Below are 22,067 nucleotides of genomic sequence, written 5' to 3' on the forward strand. Positions count from 1 at the left end.
CAATGAGTAACAGCCGTTTGTCCTTTCTTGATCGCAATCTGACGCTATGGATTTTCCTGGCGATGGCGTTGGGCATCACCCTTGGCAGTGTGTTTGAGGGTTTCCCGGTGTGGCTGGACAGCTTGTCGGTCGGCAGTACCAACATCCCGATTGCACTGGGCTTGATCGTAATGATGTACCCGCCATTGGCGCGGGTGAAGTACGAGCAGTTGCCCGAGGTGTTCAAGGACAAGCGGATTCTGTTGCTGTCGCTGGTGCAGAACTGGGTGATTGGCCCGGTGCTGATGTTCGTGCTGGCCGTGGTATTTCTCTCCGACAAGCCGGAATACATGACCGGCCTGATTCTGATTGGTCTGGCGCGTTGCATTGCCATGGTCTTGGTCTGGAATCAGCTCGCCGGGGGCAACAATCAATATGTCGCCGGGTTGGTGGCATTCAACAGTATTTTTCAGATCCTGTTTTTCAGCGTCTATGCGTGGTTTTTTCTGGGCGTTCTGCCGCCCTTGTTTGGCCTGGAAGGCAGCGTGGTCGAGGTCAGTTTTATCGACATCGCCCAGTCGGTGTTGATCTACCTTGGCATCCCGTTCTTCGCCGGTTTTATAACCCGTAAAATGCTTATTGCACGCAAGGGGCAGGAATGGTTTGAGAACAGTTTCATGCCACGCATCAGCCCGCTGACACTGGTGGCGTTGCTGCTGACCATCGTTGCCATGTTCAGCCTTAAAGGCGACATGGTGCTGGAACTGCCGCTGGATGTATTGCGCATTGCCATCCCGTTGGCGATCTACTTTCTGGTGATGTTTTTCATCAGCTTTATCATGGGTAAATGGCTCGGCGCCGATTACCCGCGCACCACAGCGCTGGCCTTTACCGCGGCGAGCAACAACTTCGAGTTGGCCATTGCGGTGGCGATTGCAACCTTCGGGCTGGCCTCACCGGTGGCGTTTGCCACGGTGATCGGGCCGCTGGTTGAGGTGCCCGTACTGATCTCGCTGGTCAGTGTGTCGTTCTGGCTCAAGCGCCGCTGGTTCGACCCTGAGACTCAACTTCAAACAAAGGACTGATTGATGACCGATATATCCCAACACACCGAGCAGTTGTCTGCTACGGATCTGCCCAATGCCGATGAGCAATTGTTGGATATTCCGAATATCGACAAGCTCAAGGCTGCTGCTCAACTTACCCACAAGCCGCGCATTCTGCTGCTTTACGGCTCCAACCGGGAGCGCTCATTCAGCCGCTTGCTGACCGAAGAGGCCGCGCGCCTGCTTGAGCATTTCGGTGCTGAAACGCGGATATTCAATCCGTCCGGTTTGCCATTGGCCGACGATGCGCCGGACGACCATCCCAAGGTGGCTGAGCTGCGCGAATTGATGGTCTGGAGTGAAGGGCAAGTGTGGTGCTCACCCGAGCGCCACGGCGCCATGAGTGGCGTGTTCAAGACTCAGATCGACTGGGTGCCTCTGGCTATGGGCGCGGTACGACCCACGCAAGGCAAGACGCTGGCCGTGATGCAGGTGTGTGGTGGCTCGCAGTCGTTCAACGTGGTCAACCAGTTGCGCGTGCTCGGGCGCTGGATGCGCATGTTCACTATTCCCAATCAATCATCGGTGCCCAAGGCGTTTCTGGAGTTTGATGAAGCAGGGCGGATGAAACCTTCGGCGTTCTACGACCGCGTGGTCGACGTGATGGAAGAGTTGGTCAAGTTCACGCTGCTGTTGCGTGGGCAGTCCGAGTATCTGGTCGACCGTTACTCGGAGCGCAAGGAGTCTGCCGAGGCGCTCTCGGCGCGGGTCAATCAGCGCGCCATTTAGCGCTTACTCGACTGCTTCGGCGGTGGGTGCAGGTGCCGTGATATTGTCCTGCGCCTCACCCACCTGGCCGAAACGCTGTAACTGCATCTCTTGCAGGCGGCTCAGCGTGCGGCGGAACGCGAAGGCCAGATACCCCTCGGTATACAACTCGGTCAACGCCACGGCGGCTTCTATATAGAGCGGCACTTTGCGGTCGTAGCATTCATCGACCAGTGCAATGAAACGCCGCACGCTGTCATCGTGTACCGACAATGCCGGTAATTGCCGGTCACCCGCATCCACCTTTACCGGCGCATCCTCAGTGCCACGGGCTATCTTGGCCTTGCGTTGGCTGGCGCTCAGGTTGGGCACTTCACTGAGTATGATGGTGCTGAACTGATCGCACAGTGCGATAAAGTCCGGCGCGGCCAATGGCTGCATGCACAGGTCGCTGAAACGGCACCAGAGCACCGACTCGCAACGTTGCACCAATGAGAGTGTGCGGTTGCCGATTATCAGCGGCTCTGCGCTGCCGGTTTGCCCGCCGCTTAGCTTGGCAAACAACTCGGGCATGGCGCTCGGGGCGCCTGACTCCCTTAACCAGTAGCGTTGCTGGCGCTTTCCCGGATGCTGGCGATGATCTTGTCCGCCATCGACATTGACTACCTGCATGTGTTGCTCGATGGCGGCGATAGCGGGGAAGAAGCGTTCACGGTTGAAGCCATCGGCATAGAGATCTTCGGGCGGCTGGTTGGAGGTCGCAACCACGACCACGCCGCAGTCGAACATCACCCTGAACAGGTTGCCAAGGATGATCGCATCGCCAATATCTCCCACAAACAATTCATCAAAGCACAGCACCCGCACCTCAGTGCTGAGCTCGCGCGCCAATGCTTTTAGCGGGTCCGCAGTGCCGGTGAGTTGAAACAGACGCTGGTGCACCCAGCTCATAAAGTGATGAAAGTGCTGGCGCCGCGCCGGTATCGGCTGCGCGCTTGCTTGCAGGCTTTGATAGAACGCATCCATCAGCCAGGTCTTGCCGCGACCGACCGGGCCCCACAAATACACGCCGTTTATTGCAGTCGCCTGGCCATTGAGTGCGTTGAAGCATGCCTCCAGCGCTTCAGCAGCCTGGCGCTGCGCGGGGTCTTCGTGGAAGCCCTGAGTGGCAACGGCATGCAAATAGACAGCGAGCGGGGAGGCGGCGGGCATGAAGACTCTCTGGTTTGAAACGGCGGGGGCATTGTAATGCCTGCGTGCAGCTTGCAGGGCGCGGAGCGACTGATTGCCGCGCGCTGAAACGCAAGGGGAAGGGCGTTAGCTGCGGAAAATATTCACCGGGCTGAGCATGCGCGTTGGCAAATTCCCCCTCATGTTGGCTTCGATTGTGTCGATAACATATTGACGGCAAAGCTAAAACGTCTTGCCCGAAAGCAGTTGCAAAAAAATTTCTAAAGCAATTGCAGGTAGCGCCGATACAACTCTTGAATGCGAAGTAACTGGGTGATAGCGCAACACAGCAACCCAAACGCTCGCACCACCCGGTTACCTAAAGTACTAGCCCATTGGAGGCATGAATCATGGCCCTTACAGTCAATACTAACGTTGCTTCTCTGAACACTCAGCGCAACCTGAACTCGTCTTCCAATGCGCTGAGCACCTCTTTGCAGCGTCTGTCTACCGGTTCGCGCATTAACTCCGCCAAGGACGACGCAGCTGGTCTGCAGATCTCCAACCGTCTGGGCAGCCAGATCAGCGGTCTGGGCGTTGCTGTTCGTAACGCCAACGACGGCATCTCTTTGGCGCAAACCGCTGAAGGCGCACTGCAGCAGTCGACCAACATCCTGCAGCGTATGCGTGACCTGTCTCTGCAAGCCGCTAACGGCAGCAACGACTCCACCGACCGTTCTGCTCTGCAGAAAGAAGTGGGCGCTCTGCAAAACGAATTGAACCGTATTGCTGAAACCACCACTTTCGGTGGTCGTAAATTGCTCGACGGCTCGTTCGGTTCCACTGCTTTCCAGGTAGGTGCCAATGCTAACGAAACCATCAACGTTTCGATCGGCAACGCCAGCTCCAACAAAATCGGTGCTTACACCTCGGACAAAGCCGGTACAGCACTGGGAATCACTACTGCTACTGCCGCTGACGCAAGTGGCACACTGAAAATTTCGGCAAACGGTAAGCAAACCGACGTTCAAGCTTTCACTGCAACTGACACAGCAGCTTCGGTTGCAAGCAAAATTAACAGCGCTGGTACCCCGGTTAAAGCGTCTGCTCGTACCGATGCAGTGCTTACCAAAGCCTCTACAGTTGCAACTTTCAATCTGAAAATTGAAGTTTCTGGCACCGATACCTCAAAAGTAGATTCGACCATTGATTTGGCAGGTCTCACCAGCTTCGACCAAGTCGTAAGCGCAGTGAACTCAAGTGGTTCGGGTCTGCAGGCTAAAGTTAATGGTGATGGAACGCTTGAGATCAGCTCGGACAGTGGCGCTGCCATCAAGTTTACCGCCTCTGGTCTCCAGGCAGACGGCACTACTGCATCAGCCGCAGCAGACATCACCGTTCAGGCTCGCTCTTCGGAAGACTCGGATGGCGATAACGCGGGTGATCTCTCAACCGCCTCTAACATTGGTGCAGGTACTGCTGTTGCCAACGGTGCGCTGAAACTGAGCTCATCTTCAGCGTTCTCACTGTCTGGTACGGGTGCTGCCAAAGTGACTGGCGAGCCAGCCGGTATCCTGGCTACCGTTAGTGACGTTGACGTAAGCACAGCTTACGGTGCTCAGAACGCTATCGATGTCATCGACGCGGCGATTGCCTCTATCGACTCCCAGCGTTCGGATCTCGGTGCGGTGCAGAACCGTTTCGACAACACCATTAGCAACCTGCAGAGCATTTCGGAGAACGTATCGGCTGCAAAAGGCCGTATTCAGGACACCGACTTCGCTGCTGAAACTGCCAACCTGAGCAAGAACCAGGTTCTGCAGCAGGCTGGTACTGCGATCTTGGCTCAGGCCAATCAGCTGCCACAGGCCGTTCTCAGCCTCCTGCAGTAACACGCCGGTTAGTCAGGCAAACACCGCGGGGGGAAGTGCTTAGCGCTTCTCCCCGTCTTGCCATTCAGAGGATTTAACGATGGACGTAGCAACCACGAATACGTTGTCGTTGGTTAACAGCGGAACTAAAACTCTGCTAGCGGCTACTGGTAGTCACCAGGTAGCTGCTCAAACTGATCTGATTACGGCCAGTGAACAAGCCCAAACTGGAATCAAGGCTGATGCCTCAGCTCAAACAGTTGAGCAGGCAGCTTCTTCGATTCAGAGTTATGTGCAGTCAATTCGCCGAGACTTGAACTTTGCGGTGGATGACTCTTCCGGCCGTGTAGTGGTCAAGGTAACGGATTCAACTTCGGGTGATGTAATCAGGCAGATTCCGTCTGAGGATGCGCTCAAGTTAGCTGAAAACCTTGATGCCGTCCGCAGCTTGTTGTTTAGAGCTGAAGCATAAAAAGCCGTATTACTATCCAGTTATCGCAGATGTTGGATAGGCGGCATGATTTTTGATGGAGATTGGCTCTAGACGATTTAGCGTCAAACCCATGACGAGGTGGAGAACATGGTAGGAATAACAGGTCTTGGTGGTTCCGGTCTGGACATAGACAGCATTGTCAGTGCTTTGGTGAATGCTGACTCAGCCCCGAAGACAGCGCAACTGTCGCGCCTTGAAACTGCCACAACTTCCAAGTTTTCTGCGTTGGGAACACTTAAGGGTGCCTTGAGTGAGTTCCAGACTGCGTTGGCGGGGCTGAACGATATCACGTTGTTTGAGAACCGCACCGCCAGTTCCTCCAATACCAGTTCGCTGACTGCATCAGCGTCAAAGAATGCCTTGCCGGGTACCTACTCGGTGGTGGTAAACAGCTTGGCGACTTCGAGTAAAGTTGCCACGGCTGCTGTAGCCAGTACCTTTGAAAGCGGTGCAACTGAAGAGACCTTCTCTGTGCAATTGGGCGCTTCAGGCGCAGTGACTGAAGTCAAAATTGCTGCAGGCTCCGATCTTGCCAGTACGCGTGACCAGTTGAACACAGCGCTCAAAGACCAGGGTATCAGCGCTAACATCGTCAATAACCCAAGCACGGGCGAAGCGCGTTTGGTCTTTAGTTCGACCACCACCGGCGCTGGCAACGATATTATCGTCAGTGGTACTGGCAATCTATCTGCGCTGAGTGCCGACGGCAGCCAAGCCATGAATAGCGCGGATCCGGCCAGCGCGGGCTACATTACCCAATCTGCTGACGCTGAGTTCAGCGTTGATGGCTTGGTTCTGAACAGCAAAACCAACACTGTGACTGATGCGATTCCTGACGTTACTTTGTCTCTGGTTGCTGTGACTGAGTCGGGCAAGAATGCGACCGTCAAGGTCGGGCAGGACACATCAGGCGTCACCGCCAACATCAAGAAATTTGTCGACGCCTATAACACGCTCATCACTACCAGTAACGAGTTGACCCGAGTCGTTAGCGTCGGCGAGGGTAAAGAGCCTGTTACCGGTGGTTTGGTGGGCGATGCGACAGTGCGTAACCTGCTCAGTGCTGTGCGCAAAGAGTTGGTTAATCCGGCAAACCAAGCGGGAATAAATGCGCTTGCGGATATGGGTATCACCACCCAAAAAGATGGCACACTGGCCATTGACGATACCAAGCTGCAAACCGCGATCACTGATAATTTCGATTCAATTGGCACGTTCTTCACCGGTGATACGGGTTTAACCAGTCGGCTCGACAGTAAAATTGATGGCTTCATCAAAGGCGGCGGTGTGCTTGAGCAGCGTATGGATGGCTTGCAATCGACGCTGACCAATATCGATAAGCAAAAAGAAGACCTCAATCGTCGCATTGAGTCACTTCAGGAGCGACTCTATAAGCAGTTCAATGCAATGGATGCTCTGGTAAGCCAGTTGTCGCAGACCAGCGACCGCTTGACGCAATCGCTTGAGGCGTTGCCTGGTATCGTCAAGAAAGATAAGTGATAGTAGGGAAGGGCAGTCTCGGCTAATCAGGCCGGGACAAAATGGCTGTTCTTGAGCCTTTCCGTCTCGAATTTTGGCAAATTTCCGTTAAAGCATCTCGCACCCTTGCCGATACCTTAAGTATCAGCAATCAACACAGCGAGAGCGACAATGAACGCGATGGCAGCCCTTAAGCAATATCAAACAGTCAACACGCACGCGCGTGCCGTGGACGCAAGCCCACACCGTTTGATCCAGATGCTCATGGAAGGTGGCTTGACTCGCATCGCTCAAGCGCGCGGCGCCATGGAGCGTCAGCAGCTGGCACTCAAAGGTGAAATGATTGGCAAGGCCATCGCTATTGTTGGCGGTCTGCGTCAGGGGCTGGATTTCGAGAAGGGTGGCGAGTTGGCCACTAATCTGGACAACCTGTACACCTACATGGAAACTCGCCTGATGCACGCCAACTCCAAAAATGAGCTGGCGCCGCTGGATGAAGTATCCGCACTGCTACGCGAAGTTAAATCCGGTTGGGATGCAATCGGCTGATCAACCCTGATTTGTACGTAAGGAAGTCGATATGAGCTCATCTGTCCAGCGCCTCGAGGAAACCGGTACTGCACTGCGCAGCGCTTTGGCGACACACGACTGGAGCGCAATCAGCGAGCTGGACTTGCGCTGCCGTCAGGTGGTGGATGATGCCATGCTCGAAACCGTGCAAGACGAAGAGTCGCTGCGCCTGCGCATGCAAGAGATGCTCGACCTGTATCGCGAGTTGGTCGCTGTTTGCCAGGCCGAGCAAAAGCGTATTGCGGCTGAGCTGCGTCAGCTCAATCAGTCGCATCAAGGTGCCAAGGTTTATCAGATGTTTGGCTGACAGCCGCTTTATAGCAGCATGTTCCGCGCATATCCCCGCGCTAGAGTCCTGCATGCTGGTTTGCCGTTGTTCTTGAGAAAACGGCTCCACGTATCACTCTGCAAATAAAACACGCCATTAAATTGACATGCCTGGGGTAAATTGATTTAACTACTGGCAACATGCTGGCGGCCCATTTTCTTGAGGGCGCCTCGAATACCCCGGGGAAGTCCAAAAAAACTATGTGGCGTGATACCAAAATTCTGTTGATTGATGACAACATCGAGCGCCGAAGGGATCTGGCGGTCATTCTTGGTTTTCTGGGTGAAAGCTTTGTTGCCTGCGGCAGTCAGGACTGGCGCGAAACTGTGGCCAAACTTGAATCAAGCCGCGATGTTTTGTGTGCCTGGGTCGGTGAAGTTGAAGCCTCACAGCCACTGATAGGCTTGCTCAAACAAATATTCGAATACGACGCCTGTCTGCCCGTGTTGCTGGTGGAAGAGGCGGTTGCGCCTGAGTGGCCGGAAGACATTCGCCGCCGGGTTCTGGCCACCCTCGAAATGCCCCCTAGCTACAACAAGCTCCTGGATACGCTGCATCGCGCTCAGGTTTACCGCGAAATGCACGACCAGGCGCGTGATCGTGGCCGTCAGCGTGAAACCAATCTGTTTCGCAGCCTGGTTGGTACCAGTCGCGCCATCCAGCATGTACGGCAGATGATGCAACAAGTGGCCGACACTGAAGCCAGCGTGCTGATTCTGGGCGAGTCGGGCACTGGCAAAGAGGTGGTTGCGCGCAATCTGCATTATCACTCCAAGCGCCGTGAAGGCCCGTTTGTACCGGTTAACTGCGGCGCAATTCCGGCCGAGTTGCTGGAGAGCGAATTGTTCGGGCACGAGAAGGGCGCCTTTACCGGTGCAATTACCTCGCGCGCCGGGCGTTTCGAGTTGGCGAGCGGCGGCACCTTGTTCCTCGATGAGATCGGCGATATGCCGTTGCCGATGCAGGTCAAGCTGCTGCGGGTGCTGCAGGAACGTACGTTTGAGCGCGTGGGCAGCAACAAGACGCAAACCGCTGATGTGCGCATTATCGCGGCGACTCACAAAAACCTGGAGGACATGATCGAGAGCGGAAGCTTCCGTGAAGATTTGTTCTACCGGCTGAATGTGTTCCCGATCGAGATGGCGCCGCTGCGCGAGCGCATCGAAGATATCCCGTTGTTGATGAACGAGTTGATCTCGCGCATGGAGCACGAGAAGCGCGGTTCGATCCGTTTCAATTCAGCCGCCATCATGTCGCTCTGCCGTCACGACTGGCCGGGCAACGTTCGTGAGTTGGCCAATCTGGTTGAGCGCATGGCGATTATGCATCCCTATGGCGTGATCGGGGTGAGCGAGCTGCCGAAGAAGTTCCGCCATGTGGATGATGAAGACGAGCAGGCGAGCCAGACTTTCTTCGACGAGATGGACGAACGTTCGGCAATCGTCGCCGGCTTGCCGGGCATGGACATGCCGGCGATGCTGCCAGCGGAAGGGCTCGACCTGAAAGACTATCTCGGCAATCTTGAGCAAGGCCTGATCCAGCAGGCGCTGGATGATGCCAATGGCGTGGTGGCGCGTGCGGCTGAGCGGTTGCGCATTCGCCGCACGACCCTGGTTGAGAAGATGCGTAAATACAACATGAATCGTCGCGACGAAGACGGCATGGATGACAGCGTCAGCTAAGCTCTGAACCACTGGTCGAGTCAGGCGATTGGCGCGACCCCCGTAAATAAAGCCGAAGGTTTGACAGAATCTTCGGCTTTATTTTTATGTGATTGATTTATAACGATATTTTTTTAGGCACGGGTATTGCTAACTCTCTGCTAACTGACTGTCTTATGACGGCTCGCCGCGCGAGAGAAAAGCATGAAACCGAGTGCCTTACCTGTTCAATCCATCGAGTCCGCTGGTCGCCTTGAAGCGCCACGTGTTGCTGTGTCCGCAACTGCCGAGCCGTTGGAGCAAGCCAGCCGCGAAAGCCTGGAGCATGCCTTTAATCTGTTTAACCAGATGTCGTCGCAGCTCACTGAGTCTTACAGCATGCTCGAAGCGCGGGTCACTGAGCTCAAGGGCGAACTGGCGTTTGTCAGCGCTCAGCGCATGCAGGAGCTGGCCGAAAAAGAACGTCTGGCGCATCGTCTGCAAAGCCTGCTTGATCTGTTACCGGGCGGGGTAACGGTTATTGATGGCCAGGGCGTGGTGCGCGAAGCCAATCCGGTGGCGCGTAACTTACTCGGTCAGCCTCTGGTCGGGATGCTCTGGCGCGAAGTGATTGCCCGCAGTTTTGCCCCGCGTGACGACGATGGCCATGAGGTTTCGCTCAAGGATGGTCGGCGTTTGTCGATTGCCACCCGTTCACTGCGCGGCGAGCCGGGCCAATTGGTATTGCTTACCGACCTCACCGAAACCCGTCGTTTGCAGGATCAGCTCTCGCGTCACGAGCGGCTATCGGCGCTGGGGCGCATGGTCGCCTCGCTGGCCCACCAAATTCGCACACCGCTCAGCGCCGCGCTGCTGTATGCCAGCCATCTGACTGAACAAGTGCTTCCGGCTGAAACACAGCAGCGCTTTGCCGGACGCCTGAAAGACCGCCTGCATGAGCTTGAACATCAGGTGCGCGACATGCTGATTTTTGCCCGTGGCGATTTACCGTTACCGGACCGCCTGACACCGCAGGCTTTGTTCGGCGCATTGCGTGCCGCTGGCGAGTCGCATGTTCAGGGCATGCAGGTGCGCTGGCAGTGTGATGCGGTGGCGGGCGAGTTGCTGTGCAACCGCGACACGCTGATCGGCACGGTGCTCAATCTGGTCGAAAACGCCATTCAGGCGGCCGGACGTGATGCGCGCCTGAAGATCCATCTGTACCAGCGCGGCAATACCCTGCGCCTGGCGATTACCGATAACGGCCCCGGCATTGATCCCGCTGTATTGACGCGTCTCGGCGAGCCGTTCTTCACCACTAAAACCACAGGCACCGGGCTTGGCCTTGCCGTGGTCAAGGCGGTTGCGCGTGCACATCAGGGCGAGTTGCGCATGCACTCGCGGCTGGGCCGCGGCACCTCTGCACTATTGATATTGCCGCTGATTCCAGTGGCGCAACCGGTTACTCAGGAGTAAGTCCATGTCTGCGAAAGTTTTGCTGGTCGAAGACGATCGCCCGTTGCGCGAAGCGCTGGCCGACACCCTCGAGTTGGGTGGTTACACGTTTCGTGAGGCCGACAGCGCCGAGGCTGCACTGGTTGCGCTGGCGCAGGAGCCGTTTGCGCTGGTCGTCAGCGACGTCAACATGCCGGGCATGGACGGCCATCAATTGCTGGCGGTGATTCGTGAGCGCTATCCGCAATTACCGGTGCTGCTGATGACTGCGCATGGTGCTGTCGAGCGTGCGGTGGATGCCATGCGCTGTGGCGCTGCCGATTATCTGGTTAAACCGTTTGAGCCTAAAGCGTTGCTGGAACTGGTGGCGCGACATGCCAAAGGCCAGTGGGCGAGCAGCGACAAGCAAGGTCCGGTGGCTGTCGAGCCGGCCAGTCAGCAATTGCTGGCGCTGGCAACGCGGGTGGCGCAGAGCGATTCGACCGTGCTGATTACGGGTGAGTCGGGGACTGGTAAAGAGGTGCTGGCGCAGTTTATTCACCAGCAGTCGCCGCGTGCGCAAAAGCCGTTTATTGCCATCAACTGCGCCGCGATTCCCGACAACATGCTGGAAGCCACTTTGTTCGGTCATGAAAAAGGTGCCTTCACCGGCGCTGTTGCCAGTGCGCCAGGCAAGTTTGAAATGGCCAATGGCGGCACTATCTTGCTCGACGAGATTTCTGAAATGCCGCTGGCGCTGCAAGCCAAGATGCTCCGCGTGCTGCAGGAGCGTGAAGTTGAGCGCGTCGGTGCGCGCAAACCGATCGAGCTGGACATTCGGGTGCTGGCGACCAGTAACCGCGATCTGGCAACAGAAGTGGCGGCGGGGCGTTTCCGCGAAGACTTGTTCTATCGTTTGTCGGTGTTTCCGTTGGCCTGGTTGCCATTACGTGAGCGCCCGGCCGACATCGTGCCGCTGGCTGAGAGAATGCTGGCCAATCACGTCAAAAAAATGAACCACGCGCCCATTCGGTTTTCCGAGGCCGCACAGTTCAGCCTGCAGGCACATGCCTGGCCGGGCAATGTGCGCGAACTGGATAACGCCATTCAGCGCGCGCTGATCTTGCAGCAGGGCGGTTTGATTCAACCGCAGGATCTCTGTCTGCCGGGCCCGGCGGGTATGCCTAACCTTGCGCCAGCCGCCGCGCCTGCCGTGGCACTGGTGCGTAGCGCGCCAGTCGAACCGGCCGTCACGGGCGCAGGAGTGTTGGGTGACGACCTGCGTCAGCGCGAGTTTCAGGTGATTATTGACACCTTGCGGGCCGAGCGTGGCCGGCGCAAAGAGGCGGCTGATCGGCTAGGCATCAGCCCGCGAACCCTGCGTTACAAGTTGGCCCAAATGCGTGACGCGGGTCTGGATGTCGAGGCTTATTTGTTCGCCAGTTAAGCGTTAGGGCGTAACTGGCACCCTTGTTGCAATCACCTTGTTATAGCGCCGCCAAGTGTCAAAAAAGCGCGGCCAACGGAGGAATGTGATGAGTCAGGGTGTCGAATTCAATCGCTTGATGCTGGAAATGCGTTCCATGCAAGCCGAGGCTATGGCGCGCAAACCCGTTGCCAGCACGCCAGAGCCGGGCGCACCGAGCTTTTCCGAGATGCTCGGCAGCGCGGTGAATAAGGTTAACGAAACCCAGCAAGCGTCCAACCAACTGGCCACCGCGTTCGAGATGGGCCAGAGCGGCATTGATCTGACCGACGTGATGATCGCCTCGCAGAAGGCCAGCGTTTCGTTTCAGGCCATGACGCAGGTGCGCAACAAGCTGGTTCAGGCGTATCAAGACATCATGCAGATGCCGGTTTAAGGCGGGTTGAATCATGGCTGAAGCATTAGCAGCAAACGTCCCGGCGACTACCGCCGCCAGCGACGCCAAAAAACCGTTATTCGGGCTTACCGTTCTGGAAAACCTGTCGGACATGAGCATGCTCCGTCAGGTTGGTCTCATGGTCGGTCTGGCTGCCAGCGTGGCGATCGGTTTTGCCGTGGTGCTGTGGTCGCAGCAACCTGATTACCGTCCGCTGTATGGCAGCCTTGAAGGCATGGACTCCTCGCAGGTTATGCAGACCCTGGCCGCCGCCGATATCGACTACACCGTTGAGCCAAGCTCCGGTGCGTTGTTGGTACAAGCCAGTGATGTGGCGCGTGCGCGCATGCGTCTGGCCGCTGCCGGTGTGGCGCCGGTCGATAAAAGCCTGGGCTATGAAATTCTCGATCAGGAACAAGGCCTGGGCACGAGCCAGTTCATGGAAACCACCCGCTATCGTCGCGGTCTGGAAGGTGAGCTGGCGCGTACCGTCTCGAGCCTGAACAACGTTAAGTCTGCGCGTGTGCACTTGGCCATTCCCAAGAGCTCGGTGTTCGTGCGTGATGAGCGCCGGCCAAGTGCCTCGGTGTTGGTAGAGCTGTATTCCGGTCGTGCGCTGGAACCCAGCCAGGTCATGGCGATTATCAATCTGGTCGCGACCAGCGTGCCGGAACTGGATAAGTCGCAAGTCACTGTGGTCGATCAGAAGGGCAACTTGCTGTCGGATCAGCAGGAAAACTCGGCCATGACCATGGCCGGCAAACAGTTCGATTATTCGCGCCGCCTCGAAAGCCTCTTCACCCAGCGCGTGCACAATATTTTGCAGCCGGTGTTGGGCAGCGGCCGTTACAAGGCTGAAGTTTCGGCCGATGTCGATTTCAGTGCAGTCGAGTCGACGTCCGAGATGTTCAATCCGGATCAGCCTGCACTGCGCAGCGAGCAGAAAGTTGACGAGCAGCGCAGCAGCAGTCTGCCGCCGCAAGGGGTGCCTGGTGCGTTGAGCAACCAGCCGCCTGGCCCTGCAGCTGCACCGGCGCAAGCCAACGCAGCCGCCGCGCCTGGCGCAGCGGGGGCGGTTGCAGCGGGTCAGCCGTTACTCGATGCCAATGGCCAGCAGGTGATGGACCCGGCGACTGGCCAGCCGATGCTGGCGCCGTTCCCGGCGGACAAGCGTGAGCAGGCAACCCGTAACTATGAGCTGGACCGCTCGATCAGCCACACCAAGCAACAGCAAGGCCGTTTGCGCCGGTTGTCTGTGGCGGTGGTGGTCGATGACCAATTGAAGGTTGATCCGGCCACCGGCGAGACCACGCGTACACCGTGGACTGCCGATGAAATCGCCAGATTCACCCGGCTTGTGCAGGACTCGGTCGGCTTCGATGCCAGCCGTGGCGATAGCGTGAGCGTGGTTAATACGCCGTTCAGTACTGCAGCGCCGGAAGAAATTGCCGATATTCCGTTCTACACCCAGCCGTGGTTCTGGGATGTGGTCAAGCAGGTGCTCGGCGTGCTGTTCATTCTGGTGCTGGTGTTCGGCGTTCTGCGTCCGGTACTGAATAACCTCACCGGTGCCAGCAAGAGCCGCGAACTTGCCGAAGGTGGCCGTGACGGTGATATCGAGCTGGGCGAAATGGGCGGGCTCAACAGTGAACTCTCTGCCGACAGGGTAAGCCTTGGCGGTACACAAAATCTGCTCTTGCCAAGCCCTTCAGACGGGTATGATGCGCAGCTGAATGCGATCAAGGGGCTGGTCGCGGAAGACCCGGGCCGAGTAGCGCTCGTAGTTAAAGACTGGATCAACGACGATGACTGAGAACCGCGCTGCAGTTAAGCTGAACAAGGTCGACAAGGCTGCAATCCTGCTGCTGTCTCTGGGCGAGACCGATGCCGCGCAAGTGCTGCGCCATCTCGGGCCCAAAGAGGTGCAGAAGGTTGGCGTGGCCATGGCCAACATGCGCAACATTCACCGCGAGCAAGTCGAGCAGGTGATGGGCGAGTTCGTCGAAATTGTCGGCGACCAAACCGGCCTCGGCGTGGGCGCGGATGGCTACATCCGTAAGATGCTCACTCAGGCACTCGGCGAAGACAAAGCCGGCAACCTGATCGACCGGATTCTGCTGGGCGGCAACACCAGTGGTCTCGACAGCCTGAAGTGGATGGAGCCGCGCGCGGTTGCCGATGTGATCCGTTACGAACACCCGCAGATTCAGGCGATTGTGGTGGCTTACCTCGACCCCGATCAGGCCGGCGAGGTGCTCGGTCATTTCGATCACAAGGTGCGCCTGGATATTGTCATGCGCGTGTCTTCGCTGAACACGGTGCAGCCGGCGGCGCTGAAAGAACTCAATCTGATTCTCGAGAAACAGTTCTCCGGCAACTCCAACACCACACGCGCCAGCCTCGGCGGGATCAAGCGTGCGGCCGATATCATGAACTTCCTCGACAGCTCGGTGGAAAGCCAGTTGATGGATTCGATCCGCGACATGGACGAAGACCTGTCGAGCAAGATCGAAGACCTCATGTTTGTCTTCGATAACCTGGCCGATGTGGATGACCGTGGCATTCAGGCATTGATGCGTGAGGTTTCCTCGGACGTGCTGGTGCTGGCACTCAAGGGTGCGGATGATGCGATCAAGGACAAGGTGTTCAAGAACATGTCCAAGCGTGCGGCCGAGCTGCTGCGTGATGATCTTGAAGCCAAGGGCCCGGTGCGCGTCAGTGACGTCGAGGCGGCACAAAAAGAAATTCTGACTATCGCCCGGCGTATGGCCGACGCCGGTGAGATTGTTCTGGGCGGCAAAGGTGGCGAGGAGATGCTCTAAGCCATGGCCAACAAGGAACCCGTTAGCGAGGTTATTCGCGCGCAGGACGTCAACGTATTTGACCGCTGGGCGCTGCCAAGTTTTGATTCGCACGACCCGCAGGCAGAGCCTGAGGTTGTCGAGGAAGTAGTCGAGGCCGAGCCGCCCGCTACCCACGAAATCGAGGATGTGGAGCCCGAGTCGGTTCAGCCGATGACCCTCGAACAACTCGAGGCCATTCGCCAGGAAGCCTATAACGAAGGTTTCAGCACCGGCGAGAAAGACGGTTTTCATGCCGGCCAGCTCAAGGCCCGGCAAGAGGCGCAGGCTGCTTTGGAACCCAAGCTGGCGGCACTTGAGCAGGTGATGAATCAGCTGTTCGAGCCGATCAACGAGCAAGACCACGCCCTTGAGATGACCCTGGTGAATCTGGTCAGTCATATCGCCCGCGAGGTGGTGCAGCGCGAGTTGACGACCGACTCCAGCAATCTGCGTCAGGTGTTGCGAGCGGCGCTAAAGTTGCTGCCGAGTGGCGCTGAGAACATCAGTATTCATCTCAATCCGCAAGACTACGACCAGATCAAGGCGCTGCGTGACCGCCACGAAGAAGATTGGCGGATCATCGAAGACGATGCCCTGTTGCCAGGCGGTTGTCGGGTTGAGTCGAATCACAGCCGCGTTGATGCAAGCATCGAGACACGCCTGAGCCAGGCGCTCAAGCAGCTCTTTGATCAGCAGCGCGAACAGTCCGTGCACCCGCTGACGCCGGATCTCAATGTCGATCTGGATAACCCGGATGCGCCTTGAACGAATAAGCCTGAGCAAACGCATGAGCGGCTACGCCGACGCCGTCAAATTGCCGCCGGTGCCGGTTGTCGAAGGCCGCTTGCTGCGCATGGTCGGCCTCACGCTCGAAGCAGAGGGGCTGCGTGCCTCGCTGGGCAGCCGTTGTCTGGTAATCAATGATGACAGCTACAACCCGATGCAAGTCGAGGCTGAGGTCATGGGTTTTTCCAACGGCAAGATATTCCTCATGCCGGTCGGCAGCCTCGCCGGCATAGCGCCAGGCGCTCGCGTGGTGCCGCTGGCTGATACCGGTCGCTTACCGATGGGTATGTCCATGCTGGGTCGGGTGCTGGATGGCACCGGCGCGGCGCTGGATGGCAAGGGCCGGATGAAGGCCGAAGACTGGGTGCCGATTGATGGGCCGACCATCAACCCACTCAAGCGCCACCCGATCAGCGAACCGCTGGATGTTGGTATTCGCAGCATCAACGGCTTGCTCACGGTGGGCCGTGGCCAGCGCTTGGGCCTGTTTGCCGGTACGGGTGTGGGTAAGAGTGTGCTGCTCGGCATGATGACGCGCTTTACCGAGGCCGACATTATCGTGGTCGGGCTGATTGGTGAACGTGGCCGCGAAGTTAAAGAATTTATCGACGAAATTCTCGGCACCGAAGGCATCAAACGTTCAGTTGTGGTGGCTTCACCAGCCGATGACGCTCCGCTGTTGCGTTTGCGTGCGGCGATGTATTGCACGCGTATTGCCGAGTATTTTCGCGACAAGGGCAAGAATGTCCTGTTGCTGATGGACTCGCTGACGCGCTTTGCTCAGGCCCAGCGTGAAATTGCTCTGGCCATTGGGGAACCGCCTGCGACCAAAGGCTATCCGCCTTCGGTATTCGCCAAGTTGCCCAAGCTGGTCGAGCGCGCCGGTAATGCCGAGCAGGGCGGTGGCTCGATTACCGCGTTCTACACCGTGTTGTCCGAGGGCGATGACCAGCAGGACCCAATCGCCGATGCGGCGCGGGGTGTGCTCGACGGCCACTTTGTGTTGTCACGGCGTTTGGCCGAAGAGGGTCATTACCCGGCAATCGACATCGAGGCGTCAATCAGCCGGGTGATGCCGCAAGTGGTGTCTGCCGAGCATTTGCGTGACTCGCAACGCTTCAAGCAGTTGTGGGCGCGGTATCAGCAGAGCCGTGATCTGATCAGCGTCGGCGCCTATGTGGCGGGCGGCGATGCGGACACTGATCTGGCCATCGCCAAGATGCCGCTGATGGTCAGTTATCTGCGTCAGGGTTTGGGCGAGAGTGAAAATATTCTGCGCAGTTGCGCCCAGCTGTCGGCCACTCTCAATCCTCCCAACAAACCGGCAGGTTGATAGATGTCGCTGAGTCGCGCCAAGCGTCTGTTACCGGTTATCAGCATGGCGGAGAAAGCTGAGCGTGAAGCCGCCTTGCAGGTGGGCCATTGCAATGGCCTGGTCACGCAGGGCGAAGTGCAACTCGGCACCCTCGAAAGCTACCGCGCCGATTATCAGCAGCAATGGATCACCGAGGGGCAGCGCGGTGTTTCCGGCCAGTGGCTGATCAACTATCAGCGCTTTCTCGGCCAACTGGACACCGCGATCAATCAGCAGCAAACCAGCCTCGACTGGCACCGCAACAACCTCGGCAAAGCCCGGGAAATCTGGCAGCAGCGCCACGCCCGGCTCGAAGGGCTGCGCAAACTGGTGCAGCGTTATCAGGATGAAGCCCAGCGCGCCGATGACAAGCGCGAACAGAAACTACTCGATGAGCTTTCCCAGCGCCTGTCGGCGCACCGTCACGATTAAGCGTCTATCATCCACAGCGGTCCGGCCCGGCTGGCTGATTTGTGCGTGCGTCTTGCGGCAATTTTATTCAGCAGAGCTAGGCGAAAGCTGTAAACCCTGTGATGATTGATCCATCAAGGCCGTTTAGCAAAAGGAGTTCACATGGTTATCACTTCGCAGCCCTCGACTGATGGAAAAGTGCTGACTATTCAGGTGCAGGGACGGTTCGATTTTGCCGCCCATCAGCATTTTCGCGACGCCTATGAAAAAGCCTCAATCTCGCCTTCGCGCTATGTGGTTGATCTGGCGGAAACGACCTATCTCGACAGTTCGGCGTTGGGTATGTTGTTGCTGCTGCGCGACTATGCCGGTGGCGAAACCGCGAAAATCAGTGTGATCAACAGCAACGCTGATGTGCGCAAGATCCTCTCCATTTCCAATTTCGAACAGTTATTCGACGTTCGTTGAGTGAGCGCCACGCATGGCTGAGCGCTTGACCATCCTGATTGCCGAAGACAACGCTGCTGACCGTATGCTCTTGTCGACCATTGTCAGTCGTCAGGGGCATCGCGTGATCACGGCTGCCAATGGCCTTGAGGCCGTGAGCCTGTTTCACAGCGAGCGCCCGCAACTGGTTTTGATGGATGCTCTGATGCCGGTCATGGACGGCTTCGAAGCGGCGCGCCTGATCAAGCAGGCTTCGGGCGAAGAGCTGGTGCCGCTGATTTTTCTCACCTCCCTGAGCGAGGGCGAGGCGTTGGTGCGCTGCCTTGAGGCGGGCGGTGATGATTTTCTGGCCAAGCCTTACAACCGCGTGATCATCGAGGCCAAATTGCTGGCGATGGACCGGCTGCGCAGCCTGCACGCCACCGTGTTGCAGCAGCGTAATCTGATTTCTGCACACAATGATTATCTGCTGAACGAGCAACATGTGGCCAAGGCGGTATTCGATAAAGTCGCCCACTCGGGTTGCCTGAATGCGACCAATATCCGCTACCTGCAATCGCCCTACGCAGTGTTCAGTGGCGACTTGCTGCTGGCGGCTTATCAGCCTTCAGGCGACATGCATATTTTGCTCGGTGACTTCACCGGCCATGGCCTCAGGGCCGCTGTCGGGGCCATGCCATTGGCGCAGATTTTCTACGGGATGACCGCCAAAGGGCATGCGCTAGAGGACATCCTGCGGGAGATAAACGGCAAGCTGAAGCAGATATTGCCGGTGGATGTATTCTGCTGTGCGACCGTGCTGCATGTCGGTTTCCAGCAGAAAATCGTCAAGGTCTGGAATGGCGGGCTGCCTCAGGGCTATCTGTTGCCAGATGACGGCGGTGAACCGGTGCCATTGGTTTCGAAGCACTTGCCGCTTGGGGTGCTCGACCCGAAAGCTTTCAGGGCCGATTTTGAGGTGTACCCGCTGGCGGATGGCGATCGGGTCTTTCTGCTTACCGATGGCGTGCTTGAAGCGGCAAATGCCCAAGGCGAGCTGTTCGGCGAGGCCCGCCTGCTTGAAGTGCTGAGTTGTGAGGACGGTCGGCGCAATGTATTTACTGCGATCCAGCAGGCCCTGGGCGATTTTCGTGGCGAGGCCAAAGACGACGTCAGCTTTATCGAAGTGAGCATGATCGACACGCCCGCTCACGGTCGCGCCAGCGCGGCGTTTGCTCACGACAGTCACGAAGGGCCGGTTGATTGGGGCACGCGTTTTGAATTTCGTGGCGAGACGCTGCGCAGTTTCAATCCTCTGCCCATGTTGCTGGATATGCTCCTGCGCACGCGCGGCCTGCAAGAGCGCATGGGCGATATTTACAGCGTGCTGGTCGAGCTGTATTCCAATGCGCTTGAGCACGGCGTGCTGGCGCTCGACTCGAGCCTTAAAGTCGATGCGCAGGGGTTCAGCGAATATTACCGTCAGCGTGGCGAGCGGCTGGCGACGCTGGAGTCGGGCTACGTGCGCTTTGATGTGCAACTGCGCCCGCAAGGTTCGGGCGGTTCGCTGATCATACGGGTTGAAGACAGCGGGGCAGGCTTCAATGCTCAGTCAGTAGCCCGGCAAAGGGTATCCAGCAACAGCTTGCGCGGGCGCGGGCTGACGTTGATTAAGCAACTCAGCGATACCTGCGACTGGAGCGATGCCGAAAATGGCATTCAGGTCGAATTCAAATGGTCGGGCCAACCCATCGAAACATCTTCTTCGAGTATTAACGGATGAACAGTTCACCCATAGACATGGATATTCTGCTGGCACTTGAAGATTTGATGGGCGCTGATTTTCCTCTGCTGCTGAAAACCTTCCAGATCGATACCGCCGAGCGCCTTGCCAAGCTGCAGCGTGCCTGTGCGCAGGCGGACCGGGCGCAATTGCACCTCACCGCGCACAGCCTCAAAGGCAGTTCGAGCAATATGGGCGCAACCGAGTTGACCGAGCTTTGCCGCGAGCTGGAGCTGGCAGCCGACAACCAACCGCTTGCAGTACTGGAGGCGTTGGTTGCCCAGTTGCAAGTGCAATGCGCGCGGCTGGATCGAGCGCTTGAGGTCGAGCTTCAGCGCTTGAATGCCTGAGCAAGCGCTCATGTACGTGGTATCTGTGCCGCCAACTTAAAGTTGGCCCAGCGTTTGCTATCTCCTGTGCAAGATCCATTTCGCACGGAGAGTGCTTATGTCCGCCGCCCCCGATTTGCTATTGAAGTCGGCTCCAGTCAACAACAGCCGGGTAGACTCGGCCAGGGCCTCGAGTCGCGCCGCAGAAGCCCCAGCCAGTAAGGGCTCCAGCTTCGCTGATGTGTATGCGCAGGAGCGTCAGGACCAGAGCAGAATCGCTCAGGAAAACGCCAGCAAGGCGGCCCAGCAGGAAAAAAATCAAGCGCAAAAGAAGTCCGCGACGACGGATGATGCGGCTGCATCTGGCAGCCAGTCGCCAGCGGTTGCCGACAGCGGCAATGCCTTGCCGGGTGATGACACGGTCGCGGCCACTGACGACGAAACCGTCACGGCCACCGATGCATCGGCGGGCGAAGACGCCAGCACAGACGATGCAACGGCGGACGCCACCTTGCTCACCGAAAATGCCGGGTTGCTGGCAACCCCGGAGAATCTGGCGGCGCAGGCGCAGCTTGGCAGTAGCAGTTTCAAAAGCTCGGGGCCTGCGAGCATGACAGCCGCAAGCTTCGATCCTGAGCTTGATGCCCTGAACCAACTGCCAGCAGTGAAGATGGCGCTGGAACTTGGCGCCAAAGCCAAGGCTGCCGCAGCGGCGGCGACTGCAACAGGCAGCGCTGAGGCGACTGGCAAGATGGTCAGTCCCGATGGCGGGTTTGCCAGTGCCATGGCCGCGATGAGCCAGGACCTCAACGCTGGCGTTGAAGAAGGTGGTGAGCTGGGCGATATCAAGCTGGGCGATTTGTCGGTCGATCAGCTCAAGAGTCTGGAGCAGGGCGCAACAGATAGCCGTCCCGAAAACTTTGTCAGCAAACTCAATGCACTGACGCAGGCGATGAATCAGCAGCAGGGCGTCGCCAAGCCGGTTCTGGTTCCGGGCCAGCCGATTGCCATGCAGCAGGGCGGCTGGAGTGAGGCGGTTGTGGATCGCGTCATGTGGCTTTCCAGCCAGAATCTGAAGTCTGCCGAAATTCAGCTGGACCCCGCTGAACTGGGCCGCCTCGATGTGCGCATTCACATGGGCGCCGATCAGACCCAAGTCAGCTTCGCCAGCGCCAACCCGGTGGTGCGTGACGCGCTCGAAGGGCAGATGCACCGCTTGCGCGAAATGTTCAACCAGCAGGGAATGGGCCTGATGGATGCCAGCGTATCGGATCAGTCATCGGGGCGCGGCTGGCAAGGGCAGGGCTCGGATGATGGCGCGGGCACTGGTTCCAATCGGGGTTCTCTGGCGGCAAGCGATGAGTTGGAGCCGCTGAGCGTGGCGGTCGAGTCGCGCCAGATGACCGGCGCGAGCCTGCGCAGCATGGTCGATTACTACGCCTGATCCATAGCCTGCGGCAGATAAATCCGGCGCCCGGCTTGCTTATGCATGCCG

21 protein-coding genes are annotated in these 22,067 nt (G+C 57.8%); 20 read left to right on the forward strand and 1 reads right to left on the reverse strand.

Going from position 1 to position 22,067, the window contains the following annotated elements; genetic code table 11:
- The first annotated feature begins 2 nt into the window (after positions 1 to 2).
- The gene (gene arsB, locus FEZ62_RS03285) at positions 3 to 1,064 is read left to right on the forward strand and encodes an ACR3 family arsenite efflux transporter (RefSeq protein WP_172926804.1); all 1,062 of its coding nucleotides are present in this window, start codon (positions 3 to 5) and stop codon (positions 1,062 to 1,064) included.
- Between the two features lie 3 nt (positions 1,065 to 1,067).
- Positions 1,068 to 1,814, forward strand: a complete 747-nt coding sequence (gene arsH, locus FEZ62_RS03290; protein WP_172926805.1) for an arsenical resistance protein ArsH — start codon at positions 1,068 to 1,070, stop codon at positions 1,812 to 1,814.
- 3 nt (positions 1,815 to 1,817) lie between these two features.
- Here arsH and zapE read toward each other — a convergent pair whose 3' ends face one another.
- Positions 1,818 to 3,005 carry a cell division protein ZapE gene (gene zapE / locus FEZ62_RS03295; protein ID WP_172926806.1) on the reverse strand — a complete coding sequence of 396 codons (1,188 nt, stop codon included), beginning with the start codon at positions 3,003 to 3,005 and terminating at the stop codon, positions 1,818 to 1,820.
- 368 nt (positions 3,006 to 3,373) lie between these two features.
- On the opposite strand from zapE, the gene FEZ62_RS03300 reads away from it, so the two are divergent.
- From FEZ62_RS03300 to FEZ62_RS03385, 18 genes are all read left to right on the forward strand, one after another.
- Positions 3,374 to 4,855 carry a flagellin gene (locus FEZ62_RS03300; RefSeq protein WP_090510687.1) on the forward strand — a complete coding sequence of 494 codons (1,482 nt, stop codon included), beginning with the start codon at positions 3,374 to 3,376 and terminating at the stop codon, positions 4,853 to 4,855.
- A gap of 79 nt (positions 4,856 to 4,934) precedes the next feature.
- Positions 4,935 to 5,306: a flagellar protein FlaG gene (locus FEZ62_RS03305; protein WP_172926807.1), complete on the forward strand. Its 372-nt coding sequence runs from the start codon at positions 4,935 to 4,937 to the stop codon at positions 5,304 to 5,306.
- Positions 5,307 to 5,414: 108 nt separating this feature from the next.
- Positions 5,415 to 6,827 carry a flagellar filament capping protein FliD gene (gene fliD, locus FEZ62_RS03310; protein ID WP_172926808.1) on the forward strand — a complete coding sequence of 471 codons (1,413 nt, stop codon included), beginning with the start codon at positions 5,415 to 5,417 and terminating at the stop codon, positions 6,825 to 6,827.
- 150 nt (positions 6,828 to 6,977) lie between these two features.
- Positions 6,978 to 7,355 carry a flagellar export chaperone FliS gene (gene fliS / locus FEZ62_RS03315; RefSeq protein WP_069901746.1) on the forward strand — a complete coding sequence of 126 codons (378 nt, stop codon included), beginning with the start codon at positions 6,978 to 6,980 and terminating at the stop codon, positions 7,353 to 7,355.
- A gap of 31 nt (positions 7,356 to 7,386) precedes the next feature.
- Positions 7,387 to 7,683 carry a flagellar protein FliT gene (gene fliT, locus FEZ62_RS03320; RefSeq protein WP_069901747.1) on the forward strand — a complete coding sequence of 99 codons (297 nt, stop codon included), beginning with the start codon at positions 7,387 to 7,389 and terminating at the stop codon, positions 7,681 to 7,683.
- A gap of 221 nt (positions 7,684 to 7,904) precedes the next feature.
- Complete coding sequence (locus FEZ62_RS03325; protein ID WP_172926809.1) at positions 7,905 to 9,386, forward strand: sigma-54 dependent transcriptional regulator; 1,482 nt, start codon at positions 7,905 to 7,907, stop codon at positions 9,384 to 9,386.
- Between the two features lie 183 nt (positions 9,387 to 9,569).
- Entirely contained in the window at positions 9,570 to 10,820 is a 1,251-nt protein-coding gene (locus tag FEZ62_RS03330) for an ATP-binding protein (protein WP_172926810.1), read from the forward strand.
- A 4-nt stretch (positions 10,821 to 10,824) separates the two neighbouring features.
- On the forward strand, positions 10,825 to 12,225 hold the full coding sequence (locus FEZ62_RS03335; protein WP_172926811.1) for a sigma-54 dependent transcriptional regulator: 1,401 nt from the start codon (positions 10,825 to 10,827) through the stop codon (positions 12,223 to 12,225).
- Positions 12,226 to 12,313: 88 nt separating this feature from the next.
- Positions 12,314 to 12,640 carry a flagellar hook-basal body complex protein FliE gene (gene fliE, locus FEZ62_RS03340; protein ID WP_069901749.1) on the forward strand — a complete coding sequence of 109 codons (327 nt, stop codon included), beginning with the start codon at positions 12,314 to 12,316 and terminating at the stop codon, positions 12,638 to 12,640.
- A 13-nt stretch (positions 12,641 to 12,653) separates the two neighbouring features.
- Positions 12,654 to 14,453 (forward strand): flagellar basal-body MS-ring/collar protein FliF, encoded by a 1,800-nt coding sequence (gene fliF, locus FEZ62_RS03345; RefSeq protein ID WP_172926812.1) that lies wholly within the window; start codon positions 12,654 to 12,656, stop codon positions 14,451 to 14,453.
- Positions 14,446 to 15,462, forward strand: coding sequence for a flagellar motor switch protein FliG (gene fliG / locus FEZ62_RS03350; RefSeq protein ID WP_069901751.1), 1,017 nt, complete (start codon positions 14,446 to 14,448; stop codon positions 15,460 to 15,462). Before fliF ends, fliG begins: the two co-directional genes overlap by 8 nt.
- A 3-nt stretch (positions 15,463 to 15,465) precedes the next feature.
- A complete protein-coding gene (gene fliH / locus FEZ62_RS03355; protein WP_172926813.1) occupies positions 15,466 to 16,248 on the forward strand; it encodes a flagellar assembly protein FliH in 783 nt (260 codons plus the stop codon).
- Complete coding sequence (fliI, locus tag FEZ62_RS03360; RefSeq protein ID WP_069901753.1) at positions 16,238 to 17,602, forward strand: flagellar protein export ATPase FliI; 1,365 nt, start codon at positions 16,238 to 16,240, stop codon at positions 17,600 to 17,602. Before fliH ends, fliI begins: the two co-directional genes overlap by 11 nt.
- A gap of 3 nt (positions 17,603 to 17,605) precedes the next feature.
- Positions 17,606 to 18,055 (forward strand): flagellar export protein FliJ, encoded by a 450-nt coding sequence (gene fliJ / locus FEZ62_RS03365; protein ID WP_069901754.1) that lies wholly within the window; start codon positions 17,606 to 17,608, stop codon positions 18,053 to 18,055.
- A 141-nt stretch (positions 18,056 to 18,196) separates the two neighbouring features.
- Positions 18,197 to 18,502 carry an STAS domain-containing protein gene (locus tag FEZ62_RS03370; protein ID WP_069901755.1) on the forward strand — a complete coding sequence of 102 codons (306 nt, stop codon included), beginning with the start codon at positions 18,197 to 18,199 and terminating at the stop codon, positions 18,500 to 18,502.
- Positions 18,503 to 18,515: 13 nt separating this feature from the next.
- Positions 18,516 to 20,243 carry a fused response regulator/phosphatase gene (locus FEZ62_RS03375; protein WP_172926814.1) on the forward strand — a complete coding sequence of 576 codons (1,728 nt, stop codon included), beginning with the start codon at positions 18,516 to 18,518 and terminating at the stop codon, positions 20,241 to 20,243.
- Positions 20,240 to 20,593: an Hpt domain-containing protein gene (locus tag FEZ62_RS03380; protein WP_172926815.1), complete on the forward strand. Its 354-nt coding sequence runs from the start codon at positions 20,240 to 20,242 to the stop codon at positions 20,591 to 20,593. Before FEZ62_RS03375 ends, FEZ62_RS03380 begins: the two co-directional genes overlap by 4 nt.
- A gap of 97 nt (positions 20,594 to 20,690) precedes the next feature.
- Positions 20,691 to 22,016 (forward strand): flagellar hook-length control protein FliK, encoded by a 1,326-nt coding sequence (locus tag FEZ62_RS03385; protein WP_172926816.1) that lies wholly within the window; start codon positions 20,691 to 20,693, stop codon positions 22,014 to 22,016.
- Positions 22,017 to 22,067 lie beyond the last annotated feature (51 nt).

The sequence above is a fragment of the Pseudomonas sp. MS19 genome, assembly GCF_013277615.1.
GTDB lineage: Bacteria > Pseudomonadota > Gammaproteobacteria > Pseudomonadales > Pseudomonadaceae > Aquipseudomonas > Aquipseudomonas marincola.